General features: G+C 61.3%; 31 protein-coding genes. 16 read left to right on the forward strand and 15 right to left on the reverse strand.

The genetic code is table 11. The annotated features are described in order from the left end of the window. Nucleotides 1–82: 82 nt before the first annotated feature. On the reverse strand, nt 83–856 hold the full coding sequence (locus tag NKI39_RS29710) for an HpcH/HpaI aldolase family protein (RefSeq protein ID WP_352474655.1): 774 nt from the start codon (nt 854–856) through the stop codon (nt 83–85). Between the two features lie 120 nt (nt 857–976). Next, entirely contained in the window at nt 977–1,297 is a 321-nt protein-coding gene (locus NKI39_RS29715) for a DUF1476 domain-containing protein (protein ID WP_254817651.1), read from the reverse strand. A 270-nt stretch (nt 1,298–1,567) separates the two neighbouring features. Between NKI39_RS29715 and purC the strand changes: the two genes are divergently transcribed. From purC to NKI39_RS29730, 3 genes are read left to right on the forward strand one after another with little or no spacing between them, the layout of a single operon-like run. Then, the gene (gene purC, locus NKI39_RS29720; protein WP_023674725.1) at nt 1,568–2,362 is read left to right on the forward strand and encodes a phosphoribosylaminoimidazolesuccinocarboxamide synthase; all 795 of its coding nucleotides are present in this window, start codon (nt 1,568–1,570) and stop codon (nt 2,360–2,362) included. A 40-nt stretch (nt 2,363–2,402) separates the two neighbouring features. Further along, nucleotides 2,403–2,645 (forward strand): phosphoribosylformylglycinamidine synthase subunit PurS, encoded by a 243-nt coding sequence (purS, locus tag NKI39_RS29725; RefSeq protein ID WP_352766801.1) that lies wholly within the window; start codon nt 2,403–2,405, stop codon nt 2,643–2,645. A gap of 18 nt (nt 2,646–2,663) precedes the next feature. Then, a complete protein-coding gene (locus NKI39_RS29730) occupies nt 2,664–2,882 on the forward strand; it encodes a hypothetical protein (protein ID WP_352766803.1) in 219 nt (72 codons plus the stop codon). Here NKI39_RS29730 and NKI39_RS29735 read toward each other — a convergent pair. Then, nucleotides 2,868–3,614: a hypothetical protein gene (locus tag NKI39_RS29735; RefSeq protein WP_352766805.1), complete on the reverse strand. Its 747-nt coding sequence runs from the start codon at nt 3,612–3,614 to the stop codon at nt 2,868–2,870. The genes NKI39_RS29730 and NKI39_RS29735 overlap by 15 nt on opposite strands. Before the next feature lie 119 nt (nt 3,615–3,733). Here NKI39_RS29735 and purQ point away from each other — a divergent pair, with 119 nt between their 5' ends. Genes purQ through NKI39_RS29755 form a run of 4 tightly spaced genes read left to right on the forward strand, consistent with a single transcriptional unit; the run spans nt 3,734 to nt 6,158 of the window. Then, nucleotides 3,734–4,402 carry a phosphoribosylformylglycinamidine synthase subunit PurQ gene (purQ, locus tag NKI39_RS29740; protein WP_352836305.1) on the forward strand — a complete coding sequence of 223 codons (669 nt, stop codon included), beginning with the start codon at nt 3,734–3,736 and terminating at the stop codon, nt 4,400–4,402. A 31-nt stretch (nt 4,403–4,433) separates the two neighbouring features. Further along, nucleotides 4,434–5,099 carry a glutathione S-transferase family protein gene (locus NKI39_RS29745; protein WP_352836307.1) on the forward strand — a complete coding sequence of 222 codons (666 nt, stop codon included), beginning with the start codon at nt 4,434–4,436 and terminating at the stop codon, nt 5,097–5,099. Between the two features lie 2 nt (nt 5,100–5,101). After that, nucleotides 5,102–5,512: a hypothetical protein gene (locus NKI39_RS29750; protein ID WP_352836309.1), complete on the forward strand. Its 411-nt coding sequence runs from the start codon at nt 5,102–5,104 to the stop codon at nt 5,510–5,512. A gap of 4 nt (nt 5,513–5,516) precedes the next feature. After that, nucleotides 5,517–6,158 (forward strand): Pr6Pr family membrane protein, encoded by a 642-nt coding sequence (locus NKI39_RS29755; RefSeq protein ID WP_352836312.1) that lies wholly within the window; start codon nt 5,517–5,519, stop codon nt 6,156–6,158. A gap of 26 nt (nt 6,159–6,184) precedes the next feature. On the opposite strand, the gene NKI39_RS29760 is transcribed toward NKI39_RS29755, so the two are convergent. Beyond that, complete coding sequence (locus NKI39_RS29760) at nt 6,185–6,430, reverse strand: DUF1127 domain-containing protein (protein ID WP_352449398.1); 246 nt, start codon at nt 6,428–6,430, stop codon at nt 6,185–6,187. 93 nt (nt 6,431–6,523) lie between these two features. Between NKI39_RS29760 and NKI39_RS29765 the strand changes: the two genes are divergently transcribed. The 3 genes from NKI39_RS29765 to NKI39_RS29775 all read left to right on the forward strand — a co-directional run bounded on the left by NKI39_RS29765 (nt 6,524) and on the right by NKI39_RS29775 (nt 10,641). Further along, nucleotides 6,524–7,936 carry an aminotransferase-like domain-containing protein gene (locus tag NKI39_RS29765; protein ID WP_352836315.1) on the forward strand — a complete coding sequence of 471 codons (1,413 nt, stop codon included), beginning with the start codon at nt 6,524–6,526 and terminating at the stop codon, nt 7,934–7,936. Between the two features lie 148 nt (nt 7,937–8,084). Then, nucleotides 8,085–10,322, forward strand: coding sequence for a phosphoribosylformylglycinamidine synthase subunit PurL (gene purL, locus NKI39_RS29770; RefSeq protein ID WP_352836318.1), 2,238 nt, complete (start codon nt 8,085–8,087; stop codon nt 10,320–10,322). An 85-nt stretch (nt 10,323–10,407) separates the two neighbouring features. Further along, complete coding sequence (locus NKI39_RS29775; protein ID WP_023674714.1) at nt 10,408–10,641, forward strand: BolA/IbaG family iron-sulfur metabolism protein; 234 nt, start codon at nt 10,408–10,410, stop codon at nt 10,639–10,641. Between the two features lie 12 nt (nt 10,642–10,653). On the opposite strand, the gene NKI39_RS29780 is transcribed toward NKI39_RS29775, so the two are convergent. Further along, the gene (locus tag NKI39_RS29780) at nt 10,654–11,460 is read right to left on the reverse strand and encodes a phosphodiester glycosidase family protein (RefSeq protein ID WP_352684188.1); all 807 of its coding nucleotides are present in this window, start codon (nt 11,458–11,460) and stop codon (nt 10,654–10,656) included. A gap of 163 nt (nt 11,461–11,623) precedes the next feature. Between NKI39_RS29780 and grxD the strand changes: the two genes are divergently transcribed. Next, nucleotides 11,624–11,959: a Grx4 family monothiol glutaredoxin gene (gene grxD / locus NKI39_RS29785; RefSeq protein WP_023674712.1), complete on the forward strand. Its 336-nt coding sequence runs from the start codon at nt 11,624–11,626 to the stop codon at nt 11,957–11,959. 207 nt (nt 11,960–12,166) lie between these two features. Next, nucleotides 12,167–13,366, forward strand: a complete 1,200-nt coding sequence (locus NKI39_RS29790; RefSeq protein ID WP_502893744.1) for a multidrug effflux MFS transporter — start codon at nt 12,167–12,169, stop codon at nt 13,364–13,366. An 18-nt stretch (nt 13,367–13,384) separates the two neighbouring features. Here NKI39_RS29790 and NKI39_RS29795 read toward each other — a convergent pair whose 3' ends face one another. The 4 genes from NKI39_RS29795 to rpsD all read right to left on the reverse strand — a co-directional run bounded on the left by NKI39_RS29795 (nt 13,385) and on the right by rpsD (nt 16,318). Beyond that, the gene (locus tag NKI39_RS29795; RefSeq protein WP_352501584.1) at nt 13,385–13,792 is read right to left on the reverse strand and encodes a UCP034077 family protein; all 408 of its coding nucleotides are present in this window, start codon (nt 13,790–13,792) and stop codon (nt 13,385–13,387) included. Nucleotides 13,793–13,841: 49 nt separating this feature from the next. Next, nucleotides 13,842–14,669, reverse strand: a complete 828-nt coding sequence (locus NKI39_RS29800) for an inositol monophosphatase family protein (protein ID WP_352772761.1) — start codon at nt 14,667–14,669, stop codon at nt 13,842–13,844. Beyond that, nucleotides 14,659–15,546 (reverse strand): tRNA 2-thiocytidine(32) synthetase TtcA, encoded by an 888-nt coding sequence (gene ttcA, locus NKI39_RS29805; protein WP_352819658.1) that lies wholly within the window; start codon nt 15,544–15,546, stop codon nt 14,659–14,661. The genes NKI39_RS29800 and ttcA overlap by 11 nt, the downstream gene beginning before the upstream one ends. A 154-nt stretch (nt 15,547–15,700) precedes the next feature. Next, the gene (gene rpsD, locus NKI39_RS29810) at nt 15,701–16,318 is read right to left on the reverse strand and encodes a 30S ribosomal protein S4 (RefSeq protein WP_023717376.1); all 618 of its coding nucleotides are present in this window, start codon (nt 16,316–16,318) and stop codon (nt 15,701–15,703) included. Between the two features lie 380 nt (nt 16,319–16,698). On the opposite strand from rpsD, the gene NKI39_RS29815 reads away from it, so the two are divergent. Next, a complete protein-coding gene (locus NKI39_RS29815) occupies nt 16,699–16,911 on the forward strand; it encodes a hypothetical protein (protein ID WP_023674706.1) in 213 nt (70 codons plus the stop codon). A 90-nt stretch (nt 16,912–17,001) separates the two neighbouring features. Here NKI39_RS29815 and NKI39_RS29820 read toward each other — a convergent pair whose 3' ends face one another. The 5 genes from NKI39_RS29820 to NKI39_RS29840 form a co-directional block, all read right to left on the reverse strand. Next, complete coding sequence (locus NKI39_RS29820) at nt 17,002–17,190, reverse strand: DUF3008 family protein (protein WP_023674705.1); 189 nt, start codon at nt 17,188–17,190, stop codon at nt 17,002–17,004. A gap of 76 nt (nt 17,191–17,266) precedes the next feature. Beyond that, entirely contained in the window at nt 17,267–18,079 is an 813-nt protein-coding gene (gene murI / locus NKI39_RS29825; RefSeq protein ID WP_352745689.1) for a glutamate racemase, read from the reverse strand. Nucleotides 18,080–18,218: 139 nt separating this feature from the next. Next, complete coding sequence (locus NKI39_RS29830; RefSeq protein WP_352836321.1) at nt 18,219–18,863, reverse strand: DUF805 domain-containing protein; 645 nt, start codon at nt 18,861–18,863, stop codon at nt 18,219–18,221. A 106-nt stretch (nt 18,864–18,969) separates the two neighbouring features. Then, nucleotides 18,970–19,722, reverse strand: coding sequence for a hypothetical protein (locus NKI39_RS29835; protein ID WP_352745694.1), 753 nt, complete (start codon nt 19,720–19,722; stop codon nt 18,970–18,972). A 116-nt stretch (nt 19,723–19,838) separates the two neighbouring features. Beyond that, nucleotides 19,839–20,705: an RNA methyltransferase gene (locus tag NKI39_RS29840; protein WP_352766825.1), complete on the reverse strand. Its 867-nt coding sequence runs from the start codon at nt 20,703–20,705 to the stop codon at nt 19,839–19,841. 206 nt (nt 20,706–20,911) lie between these two features. On the opposite strand from NKI39_RS29840, the gene NKI39_RS29845 reads away from it, so the two are divergent. Genes NKI39_RS29845 through NKI39_RS29855 form a run of 3 tightly spaced genes read left to right on the forward strand, consistent with a single transcriptional unit; the run spans nt 20,912 to nt 23,352 of the window. Further along, entirely contained in the window at nt 20,912–22,123 is a 1,212-nt protein-coding gene (locus tag NKI39_RS29845) for an NADP-dependent isocitrate dehydrogenase (protein ID WP_352449387.1), read from the forward strand. Between the two features lie 11 nt (nt 22,124–22,134). Beyond that, nucleotides 22,135–22,755 carry a glutathione S-transferase family protein gene (locus NKI39_RS29850; RefSeq protein WP_352614106.1) on the forward strand — a complete coding sequence of 207 codons (621 nt, stop codon included), beginning with the start codon at nt 22,135–22,137 and terminating at the stop codon, nt 22,753–22,755. A gap of 15 nt (nt 22,756–22,770) precedes the next feature. Then, nucleotides 22,771–23,352, forward strand: coding sequence for a demethoxyubiquinone hydroxylase family protein (locus NKI39_RS29855; RefSeq protein WP_352819650.1), 582 nt, complete (start codon nt 22,771–22,773; stop codon nt 23,350–23,352). Between the two features lie 134 nt (nt 23,353–23,486). On the opposite strand, the gene NKI39_RS29860 is transcribed toward NKI39_RS29855, so the two are convergent. After that, nucleotides 23,487–24,281 (reverse strand): PhzF family phenazine biosynthesis protein, encoded by a 795-nt coding sequence (locus NKI39_RS29860; RefSeq protein WP_352836325.1) that lies wholly within the window; start codon nt 24,279–24,281, stop codon nt 23,487–23,489. Nucleotides 24,282–24,339 lie beyond the last annotated feature (58 nt).

Genomic DNA, 24,339 nt, shown 5'->3' on the forward strand with positions numbered 1-24,339 from the left:
GAAAGCTCATCATCCTCGCAAACGCACTACTCAGGGACAATCGGACCTGGACACCATCTCTCCCTTGACCAACACGGATACTCTAGGAAGCGATCGAATCCCTGACGCTGCTCAGCAGGGTCTTTGCCCCAAGCGAAATCAGCGAATGCTCGGAACCCAACGCCAGCAGCCGGTAGCCCATCGACACCACGCGACCGGCAATGGCCGGTTCCATCACATAGATCGCCGCATGCTTGCCGGCCTTGCGGGTGCGCTCGGCGATCGAGGCGACGGTCTCCATCATGCTCTCCAGCGTCGAACTGACGGTGGTCCCCTTCGACCAGGCGATCGAGAAATCCGACGGGCCGAGGAAGATCCCGTCGATACCCGGCGTGTCGAGAATGCCGTCGAGTGCATCAAGCGCGGCGCGCGTTTCGACCATGGCGAACGCCATGGTGCGCTGGTTGCTGTCGCGCAGCCAGTCGGCATAATCGCCCTTGCCATGGCGCGGAAAAGCATAGGTGGGACCCCAGGAGCGCTCGCCGAGCGGCGGGTATTTCATGGCGGCGGCAAACAGCTTTGCGTCCGCCACTGAATTCACCATCGGCGCAATCACAGCCTCGGCGCCGAAGTCGAGCGCGCGGCTGGCCATGTCGAAGCGGCCGACCGGGATGCGCACCAAAGCCGGCTTGTTGGCGGCCAGCACCGGCACAAGCCCGCGCAGCACGCTGTCCTCGTGATGGCCCCCATGCTGCATGTCGAGCGTAACCGCGTCGAACCCTTGCCTGGCCAGTATCTCGACCGTCAAGGCATCCGGCACGCCGGACCATGCGGTGAACAGCGTCTCGTCGACCGCAAGGCGTGACTTCAGGGACATTGGCGATTTCCTCTTTGCTTGCAGCAATTCAGCCGGAAATGACCGCAAAGGCAAAGAAAAACCGCGCGGTTAGGCCGGGCGGTCGATTGGTCCAGCATTCGATCGGTACCGGCTGAAAAATCAGGTGTTCTTGATCTGCTCGATCGCCTGCGCCATCAATTCATCCATGGTGCGGCGGATCTGATGGTCCGACTGGTCGATGCCCGCCGCATCGAAATCCTTGCGTATCTTGCGGAAAACGTCGTGATCGCCGGCTTCCTCGATGTCGCTGACGACTACTTCCCTGGCATAAGCGTCGGCATCGGTGCCGGATTTGCCGAGCTTTTCGGCAGCCCACAGGCCGAGCGCTCTGTTGCGGCGTGCCGCAGCCTTGAACCGAAGTTCCTCGTCGAATGCGAATTTGCGCTCAAAGCCCTCTTCGCGGTCTTTCATGCTGCTCATGGCATCCCTCCGTGAAATCCGATTCGTTGTGCCAATATGTGTTGCCGGAGCACAAACCAAAAGGGCGCGGGCCGGTCAATATGCTACATTGCTTGCTGCGCTGCGGCATTTCGGTGCCCGAAAGCGGTTGATTGAAAGGATTTGCCGATTGAGCAAACAGTGCGATTGGGATAGACACCGGCATTGAACCCCACCGTCGCCATCTTATTTTAGGCAGACGGACAGGAACTGGTCGCTTGCCGCCTGCCCGCAAATCCAGAGAAAAATCAGATGAAAAATCGCCGCCGCATTTATGAAGGCAAGGCCAAGATCCTTTATGAGGGACCGGAGCCTGGCACGCTGATCCAGTTCTTCAAGGACGACGCTACCGCTTTCAACAAGAAGAAGCATGAAATCGTCGATGGCAAAGGCGTGCTCAACAACCGCATTTCCGAGCACATCTTCAACCACCTCAACCGGATGGGCATTCCGACCCACTTCATCCGCCGGCTCAACATGCGCGAGCAGTTGATCAAGGAAGTCGAGATCATCCCGCTCGAAGTGGTGGTGCGCAACGTCGCCGCCGGCTCGCTGGCCAAGCGCCTGGGCATCGAGGAAGGCACCGTGCTGCCGCGCTCGATCATCGAATTCTATTACAAGGCCGATGCACTCGACGATCCGATGGTATCGGAAGAGCACATCACCGCCTTCGGCTGGGCGAGCCCACAGGAGATCGACGATGTCATGGCACTGGCCATTCGCGTCAACGACTTCCTTTCCGGCCTGTTCATGGGCGTCGGCATCCAGCTGGTCGATTTCAAAATCGAATGCGGCCGCCTGTTCGAAGGCGATATGATGCGCATCGTCGTTGCGGATGAGATCTCGCCGGATTCCTGCCGGCTGTGGGACGTGGCGACACAGGATAAGCTCGACAAGGATCGTTTCCGCCGTGACATGGGTGGGCTGGTCGAAGCCTATCAGGAAGTTGCCCGCCGCCTCGGCATCATGAACGAGAACGAGCCGCCGCGCCCGGCCGGACCGGTGCTCGTCGCATCGACCGACGGCGTCAAAGGCAAGCCACATTGATGGCTTGCCAGCTCAACAGGTGAACAGGAGCATGTCCAGCGTGATCAAGGCCCGCATTACCGTAACCCTCAAGAACGGCGTGCTCGACCCACAAGGCAAGGCAATCGAGCATGCGCTGTCCGGAATGGGTTTCGGCGGCGTCGGCCAGGTGCGGCAAGGCAAGGTTTTTGATATCGAGCTTGCCGAGGGCGATAAGGCCAAGGCCGAGGCGGATCTGAAAGCCATGTGCGACAAGCTTCTGGCGAATACGGTGATTGAGAATTATAGTGTGGCCATTACCTGAGGTTGTCCCGGAGGGTAGATGACCGAGATCGATGGAAGCCTGATTTTTGAAGTCCTCAAATCCATTCAGTCGCGGCTGGACAGGATGGATTTGACACTTGGCGAAGTAAAGTCCGAGTTGGGTTCGATCCGTGGTCATCTCATCGCCACCGAGGGCGATGTGAAGAACATTTACGGTGTGCTGGCGCGGCAGGACGATCGCCTTGGGCATAGCGAACGCCGCTTAGAGCGCGCCTAAAACGAGAGCCAGTTTGTACAGCCCGTGAATTCCTGCGGCCAAAAAGAGGCCCGCCACTACCACTGCCGATAACTTCCATCGTCGAGCCTGGGTTGGCCGCCTCACACCGCCGTATTTAGCATGAATGTCCAGTATTTCGGCATGCAGCCCCGAGTCAGTTGGCAAATCGTTATGGTTTCGACGGAGAGCTATCGCTCGAAAGCACAGAATATCCATCATAATAAGCATCCAAGACCCAAAACCAAGCCAGATGCTCATCACGTAAATGCGAATAAAATTAGTATTGTGACTCTGTAGGCATGCGTCAGCTATGCTCAATCGCCGCCCGAAAAATCTGCGGCCTGTTGAACTTAGCCAAAACCCGTCGTCGTTCATCGCCATTGCCAGCAAGATGAGAATGAACGCAGATGTCCCAAGCAGAAGCTTGAGATATCCGGCCCTGTTCGCAGCGTCTCGAACACAAACCACGGCAAGGCACGCCATGAGGCCCAGAAGCACCAGGCAGATCGTCAATGCATAGGAAATCTGCGCCATGATCAGATTGGCAAAAGACGAGGAGCACCGCCCGAGATCGACTTTCAGAGAAAGCGCTTTCGAAAACGCCGTCGCAAAGGTTGCGTCAGCTTGAGAAAAGAACGCATAGATAAATGCGGAAACAAGCAGGACAATCGCACCGGAGACCCCGGCGGCCCAGTGTCGGTCTTCGAATTTCAGTTCCCAGCCGCTCTTCAAATGCGTTCGCCCGGTTTGCCGTCGTTAAATAGCCCAAAAGCCTTAACTGCCGCTTGACCCGTGAATACGCCGCCGATACGCCAAACTTGGATATGCCTCGTGATTCAATTGGACACGCCATGAAATCAGCCGTCGTCCTGCTCCCCGGCCTCAATCGCGACCGCGACATGATCGCGGCGCTGACCAAGATTTCCGGCACGCCGCCGGTCACCGTCTGGCAGACCGACACCGACATTCCCGATGTCGACCTGATCGCCATTCCCGGCGGCTTTTCTTTTGGCGATTATCTGCGCTGCGGCGCCATTGCCGCGCGCATGCCAGTAATGCGGGCTGTGGCCGAAAAGGCGGCCAAGGGCGTCACGGTCATCGGCGTCTGCAACGGCTTCCAGATCCTGGTCGAGGCCGGCCTGCTGCCGGGCGCATTGATGCGCAATACCTCGCTGAAATTCGTCTGCCGTCAGGTGAAGCTGCAGATCGCCAACGCCAACACGATGTTCACCCGCCGCTATCAGCCGGGCCAGATCATCCGCGCGCCGGTGGCGCACCATGACGGCAATTATTTTGCCGATGCCGAAACGCTGGCCCGCCTCGAAGGCGAAGGCCAGGTGGTGTTCCGCTATGCCGTAGGCACAAATCCCAACGGCTCGATCAACGACATTGCCGGTATCGTCAACGGCCGCGGCAATGTGCTCGGCCTGATGCCGCATCCCGAGAACCTGATCGAAGCGGCGCATGGCGGCAGCGACGGCCGGGCGCTGTTCGAAAGCGCGCTGGGCATCGCCGCTTGATGCCTTCAATTTTCCTCCTGGAGCGACGGTCATGAAACTCTATTCGCGGCCGTTGTCGCCCTATTCGTCGATCGTGCGGGCGTTGGCCTACATCAAGAACGTGCCGCTCAAGCTCATTGTACCGCCGCCGGGGTTTCCCATCCCCGAGGCATTTCGTGCCATCTCGCCGCTCAACAGGATTCCGGTGCTGATCACCGGTTCCGGCGAAACGATCGTCGAATCGGTAGTCATTGCCGAATATCTGGAGGAGCGTTTCCCCGAGCCGGCGCTGCTGCCCAAGGATACGAAAGACCGGGCGTTGGTGCGCATGTTCGCCCGCATCACCGACCTCGACGTGCTCGCCCCGACCATGAAGCTGTTCGAACTCTATTTCGTGCCGCAGCGCAACGAGGCGGAGATCAAGGCACAGTTCGCCCAATTGCATCACGGGCTTGCGGCAATCGAGGCCCGCATGGCGCATGGCCCGTTCGCGCTCGGCGACGACATCTCCTTCGCCGATGCCTGGCTGACGCCGACCCGCTTCGTCTTCAACAATTTCAGGGCGACGATCGGCCGCCCCGATTTGCTTGACGCCTATCCGAAATTCGATGCCTACGAGCAGATTGCCTTGCAGCATCCGGCGCTGTCGCGCGTCTGGGGTGAGATGACAGACGGTCTGAAGGTGTTTCTGTCCGAACTCGAGATGGGCGCCGCTTGAACATGAGACCGACGACCACGCGCCTCGCCGTCGCTACTGCCGCCGGGCTTGTACTCGCCTCATGCCAGTCAGGCCCGAAGAGCACGCCGGCGCCGGCGGGCAAGAGCGCGTCACTGCTTGCCATGGAACAGGTGGCAATCGCTGCCCACAAATGCTGGATCGCCAGCAAGGACCCTGCCTTCAAATCTTACCAGATGGCCAACGAACTGAATTCGTTTGGCGGCACGCCCCGCTTCCTGCTGGTGCCGGCCAAGCATTATGGCGGAAAGCCGCTGCTGGTCGTGCAGGCGCAAGGCAATTCGAGCCGCGTCGACGTGTTCGGCCCATTGATGGCGGAACCGCTCGGCGCGCGCATTGGCTCGGACATTGCCCGCTGGCAGGCGGGTAATCCGGCCTGCGGCGCTGCTGCCTAGCCCAATGGGTCGCGTGCTGCAGATCATCGGTCTGGTCGTCGGCCTGGCCGGGCTCGTCCTGCAGCTCTGCATCACCGTCCCGGCATCAATGGAAGCCGGCCGCGGCTTTGCCGGCTCGCTGGTCTTCTATTTCAGCTTCTTCACCATCCTGACCAACATCGGCGCGGTGCTCGTCCTTGCCTCGTTGCTGTCGTCGACGGGTTATGCATGGTTTCCGGCCTTTGCCGCGCCACGGATGCGGGCGGGCGTAGCCGTCGCCATAACGCTGGTCCTCATCGTTTATGCAACGGTCCTGGCGCAGCTTTGGCAGCCGCAAGGGCTGTTCCTGCTCTGCGATGTGCTCCTGCACTATGTGACGCCGGTGTTGTTCGTGCTGTGGTGGCTTGTGGCAGGCGCCGACGGCTCGACGCGGTGGCGCGACATCTCCTGGTGGATGATCTATCCGATCGCCTATCTGGCCTACGCGCTGCTGCGGGCGCCGATTGCCGGTGAAGTGCCCTACCCGTTCCTCGATCTCGCCAAGAACGGCGCGACCAGCGTCGCCGTCTCGGCTCTGGCCATCACCGGGCTCTTTCTGATGCTGTGCATTGTGGCGGTGCTTGTGGACCACGGTGTCACGCGGATCAGGGCGGCGGGCGTCCGCTAACGCGCGATAGCGCCCCGTCGAACTCCTCAGTCCCAGAACGGCCTCAGACCTTCACGATGGGCATCGCAGCGTGAAATGCCGATATCCTTGAGCTGGGCGTCGGTCATCTCGAGCAGGACCAGCCGACTGCGGCGGCGATCCAGCAGGCTGTCGATCCATCGGACGAATGACGTGACCACTTGCACGAGCCCGCGAACATAGGATCTCCGGCCCGACGAGCGGCTTCCGGTCAATTCAACTGCCGCGTAGCGGATTGTCTCTATTGTACCCATTTTCTTTCTGCCAAGATTGCAATTGTGCCTTTTCGTACGGCCCGCTCCATATGTATTGACTCTCATTTCGGTGCAATGTAAAAAATTGTCACCATGACAACTTGGCTTCCAGACCTGACCGCCCGCACCGGCCCGCTCTATCAGCGGCTTGCTGATTCCATCGAGACGGACATCGACCGCGGCCTGATCGGTGCAGGGGCAAAGCTGCCGCCGCAGCGCGATCTGGCATACGACATCGGCACGACCGTCGGCACGGTTGGCAGGGCCTATCAATTGCTGCGCGAGCGGGGACTGGTCAGCGGCGAGGTCGGCCGCGGAACCTATGTTCTCGCTCAACAGTCGGAGAGCGCAAAGCCGGATTTCCTGGGGCCGGTCGAACAAGGCACGCGCTATATGGATGCGCCCGGCGACAAGCTGCGCTTCGATAGCACCGCCGCACCGGATGTCGGCCAGGGTGCCATCGTCGCCGATGTGTTGACACGCACGGCGCAAGACCATCCGCATGAGATTTCAAGCTATACTCGTGATTTCCCGGACCGCTGGTTCGAAGCCGGCAGGCGCTGGCTGTCGCGCAATTCCTATCGCCCGGCGACGGATGCAATCGTTCCCACGCTCGGCACCCACGTCGCCGTGATGGCAACCATTGCGGGGCTCACCGCCCCCGGCGACTATGTCGTCTTCGAGCACCTCACCTATTCGCAGATCTCGCGCAGTGCCGGCCTGATCGGTCGCCGGACCGCACTGGTGGCGACTGACGACGAGGGCATCGATCCCCAGGATTTCGAGCGCGTCTGCGCACAAAGGCACCCGAAGATGATGTTTTTGATGCCGACGGCCAAGAACCCGACGCTGACAACGCTGTCGGCATCGCGCCGCGAGGCAATCGCGCATGTCGCCCGTCAATATAACGTCGTCCTGATCGAGGACGATCTCTATGGCGGACTGACCGATGACCCAACGCCTTTAATGGCCGAATATGCTCCCGAACGGACCATCGTTGCCGGCGGCCTGTCGAAATCGGTTGCGGCGGGTGTTCGCGGCGGCTGGCTCGCTTGCCCGCCGGCCTATCGTCACCGCATCCGGGTTGCCCACAAGATGATGACGGGCGGCCTGCCCTTTCTGCTGGCGGAGGTGGGCAGCCGGCTGGTGCTGTCCGGTCAGGCCGCTGAGGTGCGCAAGCGCAGCATTGCCGAGATCGGTGCGCGCATCGCGATCGTGCGCGAGACACTCGACGGCTTCGATTTCAAGGCGCTGGATAACGTGCCATTCGTCTGGCTCACTTTGCCGGACCCATGGCTTTCCGGCACTTTCAAGCAGGCCTGCCTCGAACATGGCGTGCTCATCGACGACGAGGATGAGTTCAAGGCAGGGCGTTCCGAACAGGCCTTTCACGGCGTGCGGTTTGGCATCTCGCAGCCGCGACAGCGGGACGATATCGCGCACGGCGTCGCGGTGATCCGGCGGCTTCTGGACGAGGGCCGCGCCGGCTACGACAGCTTTTCCTGAACCGGCTTGAAACCGGCGGGTCGAGTGGCGATCTTTCGCTACTTGCGGTCAGCTGTTGCTTTCCATCGTTTTAGTCATCCAACGGGGTGTATCGGCTGCAACGCTTGCGATAAGACGGGACTCGATCCCAAGGACACAATTGCCGATCATGACCATTTCCAATTCCGTGCCGATCACTCCTGAACTCATTGCCGCGCACGGGCTGAAGCCCGACGAGTACCAGCGCATCCTCGACCTGGTCGGGCGCGAACCGAGCTTTACCGAACTTGGTATTTTTTCCGCGATGTGGAACGAGCATTGTTCCTACAAATCCTCGAAGAAGTGGCTGCGCACGCTGCCGACCACCGGGCCGCAAGTCATCCAGGGCCCGGGCGAGAATGCCGGCGTGGTCGACATCGGCGACGGCGACTGCGTCGTCTTCAAGATGGAGAGCCATAACCACCCCTCCTATATCGAGCCATATCAGGGAGCGGCGACCGGCGTCGGCGGCATCCTGCGCGATGTCTTCACCATGGGCGCGCGGCCGATCGCGGCGATGAACGCGCTGCGTTTCGGCGCGCCGGACCATCCCAAAACCAGGCATCTCGTTGCCGGCGTCGTTTCCGGCGTCGGTGGTTATGGAAATTCCTTCGGCGTGCCGACGGTCGGCGGCGAGGTCAATTTCGACGCCCGCTACAATGGCAACATCCTGGTCAATGCGTTTGCCGCGGGGCTTGCCAAGACTGATGCAATCTTTCTGTCCGAGGCCAAGGGCGTCGGCCTGCCGGTCGTCTATCTCGGCGCCAAGACCGGGCGCGACGGCGTCGGCGGCGCCACCATGGCCTCGGCCGAGTTCGACGACAAGATCGACGAGAAGCGGCCCACCGTGCAGGTTGGCGATCCGTTCACCGAAAAATGCCTGCTCGAAGCCTGCCTCGAACTGATGGCGTCCGGCGCCGTTATCGCCATCCAGGACATGGGTGCCGCCGGCCTCACCTGCTCGGCAGTCGAAATGGGCGCCAAGGGCGACCTCGGCATCGAGCTCGATCTCGACAAGGTGCCGGTGCGTGAAGAGCGCATGAGCGCCTATGAGATGATGCTTTCGGAGAGCCAAGAGCGCATGCTAATGGTGCTGCGCCCCGAAAAGGAAAAACAGGCCGAGGCGATCTTCCACAAATGGGGCCTCGACTTTGCCATCGTCGGCAAGACCACCGACGATCTGCGCTTTCGCGTGCTGCATCAGGGCGACGAGGTTGCCAATCTGCCGATCAAGGATCTCGGCGACCAGGCGCCGGAATATGACCGTCCCTGGGTCGAGCCGAAGAAGCCGGCGCCGCTGGCCGGCGATGCACCGCAAGCCGACGTGGCCGAGGCACTGCTCAAGCTGCTGGGCGGACCAGACCTGTCCTCGCGCCGCTGGGTGTGGGAGCAGTACGACACGCTGATCCAAGGTAATTCGCTGCAGCTTCCCGGCGGCGACGCCGGTGTCGTGCGCGTCGACGGCCACCCGACCAAGGCGCTCGCCTTCTCCTCCGACGTGACGCCGCGCTATTGCGAAGCCGACCCTTACGAGGGCGGCAAGCAGGCGGTTGCCGAATGCTGGCGCAATCTTACCGCCACCGGTGCTCTGCCGCTCGCGGCCACCGACAACCTCAATTTCGGTAATCCGGAACGGCCGGAGATCATGGGTCAGTTGGTCGGCGCGGTGAAAGGTATTGGCGATGCCTGCAGGGCGCTTGGCTTCCCGATCGTCTCCGGCAACGTCTCCCTCTACAATGAGACCAACGGCCAAGGCATCCTGCCGACACCGACCATTGGCGGCGTCGGTGTGATTGCCGACTGGTCGAAAATGGTGCGCATCGGCTTTGCCGCCGAAGGCCAGATGATCGTGCTGGTCGGCGCGCCGACGATATGGGGCTCGCATCTTGGCCAGTCGGTCTATATGCGCGACATCTTTGGCCGCGCCGACGGCCCGCCGCCGCCGGTCGATCTCGGCCACGAGAAGCGGGTCGGCGACCATGTGCGGGCACTGATCGGCTCCGGTGTCGTTACCGCGGCGCATGACGTTTCCGATGGCGGCATCGCGGTGGCGCTGGCCGAGATGGCGATGGCCTCCGGCATCGGCGCGACCATCCCCGGCCTGATCGGCACAGATCCAATCCCGGTCTGGTTCGGCGAGGACCAGGGCCGCTATCTCTTGACGCTGTCGATCGACCCGCAGAGCGAGCAATGGGACGCCATTCGCGAACAGCAAAACAAGCTCGGCGTTTTTGCGCCGTGGATCGGCTCGACCGGCGGCAGCGAACTGAAGCTGGGCGAGGCGCGTGCGATACCGGTCAGCGAATTGACCGACGCCCACGAATCCTGGTTCCCTCGCTTCATGGCAAATGAGGTCGTGGACCCGTGATGTGATCGAGAGGGCCGTTTCGCTGTGGTTCATCCGCCATTTCGACCATATCTATGAGATCACGACCTGAACAAGGAATCCTCACATGGCAATGGACGCCCACGACATCGAACGGCTGATCAAGGAAGGCATTCCGGACGCCAAGGTGACGATTCGCGACCTGGCCGGCGACGGCGACCATTATGCGGCTGAGGTTGTGGCCGAAAGCTTTCGCGGGAAAAGCCGGGTCCAGCAGCACCAGATGGTCTATGACGCGCTGAAGGGCAATATGGGCGGCGTGTTGCACGCGCTTGCCCTGCAGACCAGCGTGCCGGACTGAGCTCTCTTGCAGTTACCGGCTCGCAAGCTTCTTACCGGTCACGGCGATGATCGGCCCGACCGGATAGCTTCCACCCACAATCATCCGCTCGCCGTTCGACAGCGCCGAAACGACCCCGTCGAAGAAAAGCGCGTTGGGACAATTGAGCGCATCTCGAAACAGTCGCGCGAAGCTGCCGAGGCTGACCTCAGAGCGCGAGATCGCCAGCACGACAGTGTTTTCGTCACGCACGCCGATGCCATTGCGGATATAGCGCGATGTGCCGTTTTGCTCGAAGCGGGGATGAAGCCGGCCGTCGATCACCAGCATCGGGCCGGATTGCGTGGCAAACATCACGTCCAGTCTGGTCGCAGCATAGGCGCTTGTCTCCATGACCGCCGCCTTGCCGTCCTTCCGGACCAGGAAGACGCCATTCGGTTTCAGGAAGAAATTCCCTTCGCTGTCGGCGACGTTGATCGGCGCCTTCTCCCGGCCGTCTTCGACGAGAAGGCCGACCGGAGTCAGGTCTTGGTGATACATGCCGGCGTTCATGGCGAGCAGCACCGGCCGGCCATGATCCGCCATCGCCTTGTCGAATTTGTCCAGTGAACCGAAAGCCTTGCCGTCAAGGCCTGCGTGGAACACACCGATGTCATAGTGGCGCAGATCGATTTCGCAGACGACATAGGCGACCGCCTCGAAGCTCGCGTCGCGGCACGGCGCCGGTAATTCACCGCCGACGACGAGAGATGGCTGTCTCGGCGACCTGGCCCACCAGATCAAGGACAGTGCGGCGAACAGAACGGCGAGGAGGAACCCGGCGAGATATCGTCTTTTCATCGCGCCTCGGGAAAGATGGTGGCCAACGCTCTTGGCCCAAGATCAGACGTTCCTTTGCGCCATTTGCATGGCAAGGCGGCAAACATCTTGTTTCGCGCAACCCATGGGTTTATTTGAAGGGTAATGTTCGAGCCTGACTCCCACAGGCATGAAAGGGTATTCCATGAGCGGCATCAACGACTACATCGACAATGAAGTGAAGGGCAACGACGTCGTTCTCTTCATGAAGGGCACGCCCGGCTTCCCGCAATGCGGATTTTCCGGCCAGGTCGTGCAGATCCTCGACTATATCGGCGCCGACTATAAGGGCGTCGACGTGCTGACGTCGGCCGAACTGCGGCAAGGCATCAAGGACTATTCCAACTGGCCGACCATCCCGCAGCTCTACGTCAAGGGCGAGTTCGTCGGCGGCTGCGACATCATCCGCGAGATGTTCCAGGCGGGCGAATTGCAGACCTTCCTCGTCGAAAAGGGCGTCAGCGTCAAAGGCGCCGCCTGACTTCTGTTTCTGCGTATGACCTTCCGCCTGCGATTTTCGGGGGTCATGCGCTAAGCGCCGGGGCAGCCCCCACCTTGGCAAAAAGTTCTGCCCGCTATCGGGCAATCAACGAATGGATGCGTCGGCCAGCCGGCGCATTTTCGTTTGAGGATCGGACTGGCCTTGGATCAGCAAGCACAAGCGCAGCAAAAGGCAAGCACCTTGCCCATTCCGCGCTGGGAATTCATTGCGCTGTGCGCGGCGCTGATGGCGCTCAATTCGCTGGCAATCGACATTATTTTGCCGGCGCTGCAGCAGATCGGCGCTTCGCTTGGCATCGAAAATGAAAACCACCGGCAATATGTTGTCACCGCCTATATCCTTGGCTTTGGCGGCGGACAGCTGTTCTTCGGGCCGATCTCGGACCGCTTCGGGCGCCGCGCGCCGCTTGTCGCAGGGCTGGTGATCTACGTCCTGGCGGCCGGCGCTGCGGCAATCGCCCCGTCATTCGCCACGCTTCTGCTATGCCGGGCGGTGCAAGGCATCGGCGCGGCGGCGACGCGCGTCATTGCCGTCTCGATCGTGCGCGATACGTTCGACGGAAGGCGCATGGCCGAAGTCATGTCCTTGATCTTCATGGTGTTCATGGCCATTCCGGTGGTGGCGCCCGGTATCGGCCAGTTCATCATGCTGTTTGCGACCTGGCATGTGATCTTCGTCACCATGGCAGCCGGCGCGCTGATCGTGTCCGCCTGGTCGCTGCTGCGCCTGCCCGAGACACTACACCCCGAATATCGCCGGCCGCTGACGCTGTCCTCCATCATCGGCGGCTTCCGCATCGTTCTCACCAACCGCATCGCGCTCTGCTATGCCTTCGCCAGCACCTTCATCTTCGGCGCCATGTTCGGCTTCATCGCCTCGGCCCAGCAGATCTATGTCAGCGTGTTCAATGTCGGCGAGATGTTCCCCGTCATCTTCGCGGGGGTTGCCGGCGTACTTGCTTTTTCGAACTACCTCAACTCGCGCCTCGTCGGCCGCATCGGCATGCGCCGTCTGTCGCAAAGCGCGTTGCTGCTGTTTCTGGCCATCAGCCTTGCCTGGCTGGTCGTTTCCATCGAAATAAAGATGCCGCTCTGGCTCTTCATTACCTTCTTTGCCTGCGCCATGGTCCCGTTCGGCGCGCTCGGCGCGAACTTCAACGCGCTCGCCATGGAGCCGCTGGGGCACCTGGCCGGCACTGCGTCGTCGATCCTTGGGTTCATGCAGACATTTCTTGGCGGCATTCTCGGTACGCTGATCGGCCAAGCCTTCAACGGCACGGTGACGCCGCTGGCCGCCGGGTTCTGCAGCGTGTCGGTGGCGGCGCTGCTGATGATCCTGCTGGCCGAGCGCGGCAGACTGTTCCAGCCGCATAACCCGCCGGTTTAATGCACATTGCGCGTGCGCCTAGGATGCACCCTCACTGACCGCGGTGAAGCGGGGGAACAGCGTACGTCCTGCGATTGCTCCACCCATACTGTCCGAAACGGGCAGTGGAAGAGCCTTGTCGAGCGCCTCGAGGACGGAAGCCACGAAGGCCCGATTGAGCGGACCATCGTCCCCTAGATGGGAGTAAGTGGCGCGCGGCTTGCCGATAAGCGTGCCGTTTCGGCGAATTGAGAACTGCAGCGTCAGGGTCATGCCCGCGGTTCCGGGCGGCGGCTTCCAACAGGCGAAGATCGCGGAGAACATCTCGTCTATGGTGTCGACGGAGTCGGGACTGCGACATGCGCGTTCCCCAGCGCTTGCTTCATTGACACCGGCAACCAAGGCAAGGGCAAAGGCGGTTGCAACAATTGCGGACCGAGGTTTCATTCGAGGTCTCCGGTTTCGCACAGGATTGGACAACTTTGGCAGCGAAGAGTTATTCCGCCCAGAGCTCGCGGCGCAGCTCCCGCCAGCTCTCCCGGTCCGGCGCGACCAGCAGGCCACCTCCGACATGCGACGGCAGATAGGCGCTGCCGTCGAAGCGCGCGGCATGGCCGCCCGCCTCCGCATGGATCAGCACGCCAGGCAGGTGATCCCAGGGCATCAGCTTGTTGTAGACGACGAAATGGCCGTGGCCGCTGGCCAGCAGGCGGTATTCGTGGGCGGCGCAGCGATAATTGAACTGCGATAGCGACTTGGTCTGGTTGCGCGCCAAACGTGAGCGGTCCGGCTCGGGCACGTAGTGCCATGAGACCGCACCGGTCATTTCCGACATCGGCGCCGGTTTGGCGACATGGACCTTTTCCAGATTGCCATGGGCATGGCGGATATGGCTGCCGGCGCCACTAACGCCGATCAGCCAATCCTTGCCGACGGGATCGTGGATGATGCCGGCGACCGTCTCGCCCTTGATCACGACGCCAAGCATGACGCCGAAAAGCGGCACGCCGGAGGCGAAGTTGAAGGTGCCGTCGACCGGGTCGATGACGAAGGCGAGTTCGGCATCGCCGAGACCGTCGAGCAGCGTCGGGTCGTCTGAGCAGGCCTCCTCGCCGACGATCATTGCGTGGGGATAACGCTGGCGCAGCCTGGCGGTGATGAGCCGTTCGGCATTGACGTCGGCCTCGGTGACGAGATCGGCGGCCGAGGTCTTGCGACGGACGTCGCCCTCGCTCAACCGGCGAAAGCGCGGCATGATCTCGGCGACGGCGGCTTCCGACAGAAGGTCGGCAAGCCAGTCGATCGCGCTATCGTCAAATGTCATCGGGACGCCTGGTGGTGAGGGTTTCGTTGAGGGCGGCGAAATCGAACAGTTTCCTGTCGAGCAGATGCGAACGCCGCACATTGGTCATGGCGCGGATCATCGTGTCCTTGCGGCCGGGCATGCGCTTCTCGATGTCGTCGAGCATCGCCTTCATGGCGTTGCGCTGCAGGCCTTCCTGGCTACCGCACAGATCACACGGAATGATCGGGAATTTCATGGCGCCGGCGAATTTCTCGAGATCGGCTTCCGCACAATAGGCGAGCGGCCGCAGCACCATGACATCGCCTTCGTCGTTGAGCAGCTTCGGCGGCATGGCGGCGAGGCGTCCGCCATGGAACAGGTTCATGAAAAAGGTTTCCAGTATGTCCTCGCGGTGATGACCGAGCACCAGCGCCGAGCAGCCCTCCTCGCGGGCAATGCGATAGAGATGGCCGCGCCGCAGCCGCGAGCACAGCGAGCAATAGGTGCTGCCCTCGGCCAGCTTGTCGGTGACCACCGAATAGGTGTCCTGATATTCGATGCGATGCGGAATGGCATAGCTGTCGAGATAATCGGGCAATATGTGCTTGGGAAAGTTCGGCTGGCCCTGGTCGAGATTGCAGGCCAACAGCTCGACCGGCAGCAGCCCGCGCCATTTGAGATCAAGCAGCACGGCGAGCAGGCCGTAGGAATCCTTGCCGCCCGACAGAGCGACCAGCCAACGGTCGCCGGGCCTCACCATGGCGAAATCGTCGATCGCCTGGCGGGCAAGCCGCAACAGCCGCTTGCGCAGCTTATTGAACTCGACGGAGGACGGCACATCGGCAAACAGCGGATGAAAGCCGCCTTCGGTATCGGCGACCGGTTCGAGTGTTTCGGCGTCTGGCAGCATATTCATGGCGCGTCGGCCCCAAGATCCTGTTGCCGCCCGCAGTAGCGCATCGGACCGAAAACCGAAATCGATTTCGGAATCACGCCGCGGAAAAGGAAACGAAAAAAGAAAAGGCCGCCTCGACGGGCGGCCTTCGATTGTATCGCGACGAACGCGCCGATCAGCGCGAATAGAATTCGACGACCAGGTTCGGTTCCATCTGCACGGCAAACGGAACGTCCGCCAGGCCGGGGATGCGCGTGAATGCCGCGGTCATCTTATTGTGATCGGCCTCGATGTAATCGGGCACGTCGCGCTCGGCCAGCCCCACCGATTCCAGCACGATGACCAGCTGCTTCGACTTCTCGCGCACTTCGATGACGTCGCCTGGCTTGCAGCGGTACGAGCCGATGTTGACGCGCTTGCCGTTGACGTTGACGTGGCCGTGATTGACGAACTGGCGCGCCGCAAAGATGGTCGGCACGAACTTGGCGCGGTAGACGACCGCGTCGAGGCGCGATTCGAGCAGGCCGATCAGGTTCTCCGAGGTGTCGCCCTTGCGGCGGTCCGCCTCTTCATAGACCTTGCGGAACTGCTTTTCCGAAACGTCGCCATAGTGGCCCTTCAGCTTCTGCTTGGCGCGCAGCTGCAGGCCGAAATCGGAAAGCTTGCCCTTGCGGCGCTGGCCATGCTGGCCGGGGCCGTATTCACGCTTGTTGACCGGGGACTTCGGGCGGCCCCAGATGTTTTCGCCAAGACGGCGGTCGATCTTGTACTTCGCGGATTCGCGCTTGCTCATCGCATTCCCTTTCAAAACAACACACCCGGAACCTCATGGTCCGGGTGAAGGAAACGCGCCCTCCTCTGGCCTCCGTTTTCGAGACCTGACAGGGTTTTCCACGCAACGCGACGGAAAACCCACGGGACACGTCATTTCAAGCAAGACATAAGGAAAGTAAAACCGGCTTCCCAAACGTCTTGCACACATAAAGAAAACCACCGGGCATTGCGGCCCGGTGTTGGTGGGCTGGTTAAACGGAGATTTAACCGCTGTCAAGCTTCCGGCTGGCGCGAATCGCCGAACCGGATAGTGTTACGGTTGTAGAACGTGCCGGATGTGGCGGGAGGTTGCGCCAGCGGCATCAGGAAGGGACTGAAGTCAGAGGAGCTGGAATTCGCATGAAGAAGTTCTTCCTTACGTTGGTAGGAGCCGCGGTGATGGCCGGCACGATGGCGGTCGCGCCCGAGCCGGCGCAGGCCCGGCATTGGCATGGGCACAGGCATCACCAGGTCTGCCGCATCGTGGTCAAGAAGAAGGTGGTGTGGCGCCACGGTCATCGCAAGGTGATCCGCTACAAAGTGCGGCGCTGCGGGTGGGGCTGGAACTGGTAATTTTCGTCCTCGCCCGTTGAGACTTCATGGCCCGCGGCTCAGCCGCGGGCCTTTTATTGACCGGCATCCGCCGTCAGAATGGCCAGTCGATCAGTGTTTCGACTTCTTTTCCGGCAGGCCCTTGCGCTTGGTCTCGGCGAATTCCTCGAGCTGTTTTTCGCTCATGGATTTATACATTCCCTTCGACGCGCCTTTGAGCGCGCCCTTCTTGGTCTCGCCGCGCTTGGCTGACAATGCCGCGCCGGCCGCTTTCTGCTGGGCTTTTGAGGTGGCTGGCATGATGGTTTCTCCCGTTTCCAATGAGAGGAAAACGCATTGTCCGGTGTGATGTTCCCAAAGCGAAAATTGCCTGCGATCAGGATATCGCCAGGCCAAATCCCTGCATCAGCCGGCGCGTCGGAAAATCGGCGCTGTTCGAGGTGAAGAATGCAAGGTCGGCGCCTTCCGGCAGTGCCTCTCTGCGATAGCGGGCCTCGGTATCGGCAAGCAGCGACAGCGCCCGGCGTGCGATCGCCTCGGCCGGGTCGAGCCAGTCGACCGGCCACGGTGCTGTCTTGCGCATGCGGTTGGCCAAAAACGGATAATGGGTGCAGGCAAGCACGACGATGTCGGTGCGCAGCCCGTCATGCTCGACGAAGCACGGCGCGATCTCGGCGCGCACGGCGTCCTCGTCGACAAAGCCATCGCGCATATAGGCTTCGGCCAATCCCGCCAGCCTGTCGCTGCCGACCAGGCGGACATGGCATTTCTGCGCCCATTTGCTGATCAGGTCGCGCGTGTACTGGCGCTTGACGGTGCCGGGCGTAGCCAGCACCGAAACCAGGCCTGAGCGCGTGCGTTCCGCCGCCGGCTTGATGGCCGGCACGGTGCCGACGAAAGGGTGGCCGGGAAACCTCTCGCGCAAGGCATCGATGACCAGTGTCGAGGCGGTGTTGCAGGCGATGACCGAGATAGCCGGCGAAAACCGGTCGAGCAGCCTGGCGAACAACTCCAGGATATGTGTTCTCAGCGCCGGCTCCTCCCAGCCGCCGAAGGGGAACGCCGCGTCGTCGGCGACATAGATGAAGCGGCGATCAGGCATCAAGACACGCGCCTCACGCAGCACGGTGAGGCCGCCAATGCCGGAATCGAACATCAGGATCGGACGGGCGCTCGATGGATCGGTCATTGTCATTGAGTCACTAAGGGCTGGGAATCACAAACGAGATCACGAGGGAGGCCCGGCCGATGCTTTCTGCTTCGGCCAATGATGCTTTATCCCGGCCGCTTCTATGTGGAACCATCATGGCCTTGATGCGGCGAGCCGGTCACACAAGGCCGCGCTTGCCGAAGCCGCCGGGCCGCGGCCGGCCGTTCGCCGGAGATGCAGGTTGAGATGCAGCGTGGTTCGACGGCACCGGCGCGGCCCGCGTGGCGTAGGCTGGAGCCAGGGCCGTCGCGCCGGCGGCTGACGCTGAATGGAGCGCGGCGGCGCCGCGCAGCGGCCCGGGCGGGTCGAAATCGTCGAAACTCAGGGATGACGCCATATCCGCAGAGCCACCGCCCGCCGGCTTGCCCGCCAAGATGACGGCCCACAGCCCGACAAGAGCCAATCCCAGCAGGTTAAGGCCGGAATGCGAATCTTCGCCGTCGAATTTTACGACAAGAACAGTGCCGGCCTGCAGGATCGCGAACAGCGTCGAGAACACGATATACGACCAAAGGATCCAACCCGACCCTTGCGCGTCGCGGCTTCGACGCCAGGCGAAATTCGCGCGGAACAGAACAATCACCAGCGAGGTAACGAGAACAGCCGCGGCCAGCCCTTCCCTGGAAGGTCCGGGCTTCGAATTGGCCAAACCCTCGATGCCGATGGTCAGCACGACGCACAGCACAAAGGTCACGATTTCCGCAACCAGCAAGGCCGCAGAATAGAAGAAAAAGCGAAGACGCCCGATATTTGAATTGAACATCCGAGGACCCATCGTTCGCCGGACAATGGATCATATCGAATAACATTCGGTTACTGGTGAGGTGGCGGGATTCGAAGCTTAGGGCCGTTGACAAAGTCGGCTTTGTTCACTGAAGCCCAAATGCTACCCGCTTCAAAACGTCGTTCACCTGAAGCCTAAAATCGACGGTGTAGAAGGTCGATTGAACGACTGCGCCTTCTTTGATCTCTAAAATGCTGTCTCGACTGAATGTGCATCCCGTTGCGTCCAGAAGGCTTGATACCGCAGCTATCGCACCGACGGTTTTTTCATCTAGGCGATAGAGTGCCGGATATATCGGGGCGCACTTGTTCCCAGCATTCTCAACTAAGCGCCATTCCGTGTCGAAGAAATACGTCGCACGTGCCTTCGCATCAGATCGCGTGCCACCATGCTCATCGCCCCATCTTGAATGCAAACCGTTGGCCCAGTCGTCTATTGAAATCAGGTTCGAGGTATTTGACTCGACTCCGTATACTATCGAGTAGACGTGGCTGCCGGTTAGCGGCGACGTCAACGCAAACCTATATCTGAATATCAGGTTCTGCTCTTTCTCTTCGTGAGATATTGAGATGGTCTGCAAATATGCAGAGCGAGCCTCCAGTGAAAGTGACATGTCCTTGCGGTTGTTGAGCGCTCGTTTCTTTTCCGAACGCTCCCAATCGGGATAGCGTGACCTGATAACTTCCTCCAGTTCTTGTCTAGGCATTCCGACGCGGAGCACGGAATTGGGTAACAATCTTTCAATGGCTTGCTGTGCGGGAAGTGTGCTCGATGGCTTTTCAAATTCCGACGCCGCAGACATTTCAGATAACAGACAGAATAAGACAAACGCGGGCAAGATAGCTCTGGGCACGATCTCTCTCACTGATTAAGGGCGTCGCCAGCAGAAGAAGCACACCCGCCTTGGCAGTCAATGGCAATTGCTTTTTATGCGCTCCCGTTGGGAACAAACACCTAGTCTTTGTCTGTCGCCTTACCAGCGCGCCGGGCCGCCGCCGGGAGCCGCCTTGGATCGTCGCCGGGCGATCCGTCGCCGCGCGGCATGGCCGGCGAGAACCTGTCCAGCGATGATATTATGCCGCGCAGCACCTTGAGCTCCGGCTCGGCAAAGCCGGGGCGGGTCAGCACAGCGCGCAAATTGTCGACCATCTTCGGCTTCTTCGCTGCCGGGCGGAAATAGCCGCGCGCCTCCAGTGCACCTTCCAGATACGCAAACAGGCCGTGCAATTCTTCCTTGGCAGCCGGCGGCATTTCGGGGCCGGAGAAGTTGGTCCTGGTCTCGTCTTCCAGGCCGGACTTCATCCATTCATAGGACATCAGCAGGGCCGCCTGGGCAATGTTGAGCGAGGAGAAGGCTGGATCGACGGGGAAGGTGACGATCTCGTCGGCAAGGCCGACCTCGTCATTATAGAGGCCGAAGCGCTCGCGGCCGAACAGGATGCCGGTGCGCTGGCCGGCCCGCTGCCGCGCGCGCATTGCCCTGCCCGCCTCGACCGGACCGCGCACCGGCTTGAAATTGTCGCGCGCGCGCGCCGTGGTGGCGAAGACGAAGTTCAAATCGGCAACCGCCGAAGCGAGGTCATCGAACACCTTGACGGCATCGATGACGTGGTCGGCGCGGCTTGCGGCGGCACGCGCCTTCTCGCTCGGCCAGCCGTCGCGCGGATTGACGAGCCGCAGCTCGGAAAGGCCGAAATTGGCCATGGCGCGCGCAACCATGCCGATATTCTCGCCGAGCTGCGGCTCGACCAGGATGATCGCCGGACCGGACGCTGGAGTTCCGGAGGCAAGAGGGGTGGCGGGATCCTGGGTAGCGGCCATGGTTGTCAGTGAACTGCTGTTTGCGGCATTTCGCAGTCCCCTGCCACATTTGGCGGCGAAAATGAAGCTTTCGCAAGGAATGCCGGCACTACGGCGCGGTTCGCCGTTTGCGCGGCCAAAAAGCCTTTGATATACGGGCCGCATCCCAGGGCCGGCAGCCGTGCGGGCAAGGCCGTTCCGTTCCCCAAAAGCGAGGCATTCTTTCCATGGCGAAGATCAAGGTGGCGAACCCGGTCGTCGAACTCGACGGCGACGAGATGACCCGCATCATCTGGCAGTTCATCAAGGACAAGCTGATCCACCCTTATCTCGACCTCAAGCTCGAATATTACGACCTCGGCATCGAGCACCGCGACGCCACCAACGACCAGGTGACCATCGATTCGGCCAATGCCATCAAGAAATACGGCGTCGGCGTGAAATGCGCGACGATCACGCCCGACGAGCAGCGCGTCGAGGAATTCAAGCTGAAGAAGATGTGGAAGTCGCCGAACGGCACCATCCGCAACATCCTCGGCGGCACCATCTTTCGCGAGCCGATCATCATGAAGAACGTGCCGCGGCTGGTGCCCGGCTGGACCAAGCCGATCATCGTCGGCCGCCACGCCTTCGGCGACCAGTACCGCGCCACCGACTTCCGCTTCCCCGGCAAGGGCAAGCTGACGATCAAATTCGTCGGCGAGGACGGCCAGGTGATCGAGCACGACGTCTTCGACGCACCCGGCGCCGGCGTCGCCATGGCCATGTACAATCTCGACGAATCGATCCGCGAATTCGCTCGCGCCTCCCTGAACTACGGCCTGCTGCGTAATTACCCCGTCTACCTCTCGACCAAGAACACCATCCTCAAAGCCTATGACGGCCGCTTCAAGGACATCTTCCAGGAGGTCTACGAGGCGGAGTTCGAAACAGAATTCAAAGCTAAGAAGCTCTGGTACGAGCACCGGCTGATCGACGACATGGTGGCCTCGAGCCTGAAATGGTCGGGTGGCTATGTCTGGGCCTGCAAGAATTATGACGGCGACGTGCAGTCCGACACGGTGGCGCAAGGCTTCGGCTCGCTCGGCCTGATGACCTCGGTGCTGATGACGCCGGACGGCAAGACCGTCGAGGCGGAAGCCGCGCACGGCACCGTCACCCGCCACTATCGCCAGCACCAGAAGGGCGAGGAGACCTCGACCAATTCGATCGCCTCGATCTTTGCCTGGACGCGCGGCCTCGCGCACCGCGCCAAGCTCGACGACAATGCCGAACTGAGGCGCTTTGCCGAGACGCTGGAAAGGGTCTGCATCCAGACGGTCGAGTCCGGCTTCATGACCAAGGACCTGTCGCTGCTGATCGGCCCCGACCAGCCATGGCTTTCGACCACTGGCTTCCTCGATAAGATCGACGAGAATTTGCAGAAAGCGATGGCCTGAGCCCAACCGGCATGGGCAAGCCCGTCGTCTACGGCGCGGATTACAGCGTCTATGTGCGCATCGTGCGGCTGGTGCTGGAGGAAAAGGGCGTCGGCTACGAGCTCGTGCCCGTCGACATCTTTGCCGCGGACGGCATTCCCGGCTGGTATTTCGAGCACCAGCCGTTCGGCCGCATCCCGGCCTTCGAACATGACGGCTTTCGCCTCTACGAGACCGGCGCGATTGCCCGTTATGTCGACGAAGCCTTTGGCGGCCCGGCGCTGCAACCGGTCGAAGCCCGGCCTCGAGCACGCATGAACCAGATCACCGGCCTGCTCGACGCCTATGCCTACAGGACCATGGTCTGGGATGTCGCGGTCGAGCGGCTGGAAACAACGCCGCCCGACGAAGCCGTGATCGCCAACGGGTTGCGGCAGGCAAGAACGGCATTGCAGGCGCTCTCCTCGCTGAAAGCTGAAGGGCCTTGGCTGTTGGGAACGGACCTGACGCTGGCCGACCTGCACGCCGCACCGATCATCGGCTATTTCGTCAAGGTCGCCGAGGGACAAGCCCTGCTGGCCGAGTTTGCCGAGATCCAGAATTGGTGGACCCGCATTGCGGCGCGTGCGAGCGTTGCCGGCAGGCTGACTTAACTCTCGAGCGCATTCATGGCCAAGCTCTCTCACCAGGACGCACTGACGGTGGCCAGAATAGTCAGAGTCAACCACGCCGGCGAGTACGGCGCGATCAGAATCTATTCGGCACAGATTCTTGTCGCGAAGCGTTTCTGGCCGGACTGCGTGCCGTCTTTGTCGGAGATGCTTGGGCACGAGCGCACCCATTGCGCGTGTTTCCATGCAGCCATGCCACTGCGAAATTCCCGACCGTGTCGCGTGATGCAATTCTGGAGCTGGGGCGGCTGGCTGCTGGGTTTCCTCACTGCCCTGCTCGGCCCGCAAGGCGTCTGGGCCTGCACCGCAGCTGTCGAAGCGGCGGTGCACCGCCATCTCGATGATCAGCTGTTCTTTCTCACCGGACGCGATCACGAGTTGCACGGCATCATCCTGTCCATCCGCGAAGAAGAGCTTGCCCATCTCCGTCACGCCGAAGAGCAGCTGACCTCGCCTGGACCGTTGCTGAACCGCCTGCGCGCAGCGATCTCCGTTACCACCGACTGCCTGATTTGGCTGTCGACCTGGGGGGACTCGACGCGAATGACGCGTGCCCTGAAGGCATCAAGGCATCTCTGATGAGCGCTATGCCGTTCTAGCGCCGCCTCTTTGGGGCCACTGCCCTGCGCCATCGGGCCGCCGCCCGGCCCTAACGCCATACCGTGATCTGGACACCTGGCTCAGGCGAAGCAGCCACCGAATTGGCAAGCCGCTCAATCGGGAAGGTAGATCTCCGCCTTCATGAAGGTCTTCGCACGGCCTGTGATCAGCACGCGATCTCCGGCCAGTTCGCATAGCAAATGCCCGCCGCGCTGCGAGCATTGGAATGCCGACAGATGCGTCTTGCCGAGTTTTTCAGACCAGTAAGGCACCAGCGTCGCATGAATGGAGCCGGTTACCGGATCCTCGGGAATGCCCGCCCCAGGCACGAAGTAACGGGAGACGAAATCGTGGGCTCGCCCAGGCGCGGTAATAACCAGGCCGAGAGGATGAAAACGTCCGATCCTGAGCAGATCGGGAACGAAAGATCGCACGGTTGTCTCGTCGGCAAGCTCGACAAACAGGTTCTCGAAATTGCGGAAGCTCGCAACCGGCCGCTGAGGCAATATCGCTTGCAGCGCCGAGTTCAGCTCTTCCTCGACGGGCTGCGGCGGAAAACAAGGCAGATCGAGCTGATAGCCCCCTTCCCACCGGGAAACCCGCAGCTCGCCGACCCGGGTGGCGAAGGCCATTTCGCCCTGACCATTGTATTCCGTAGCCAGCACATGGGCGGCCGCAAGAGTGGCGTGGCCGCAGAAGTCGACTTCGTGGACCGGCGTGAACCAGCGCAAATCCCAACCTTTGCCATTCGGCCGCACAAACGCGGTTTCAGCAAGATTGTTTTCGTTGGCGATGGCCTGCATTACCTGCTCCGACAGCCATTCCTCTAAAAGGAGAACGGCGGCAGGGTTACCCTGGAAGCCCCGTTCGGCAAAGGCATCGACCTGATACATCGTCAGCGTCGGCATATCGGCCCTCAAAGATATCCGCTGGGCGACGCGCCATTTCGGCCGTGCCGCCCCCGGT

Source organism: Mesorhizobium sp. M0664 (assembly GCF_040320565.1).
In the GTDB taxonomy this organism is placed as follows: Bacteria; Pseudomonadota; Alphaproteobacteria; order Rhizobiales; family Rhizobiaceae; genus Mesorhizobium.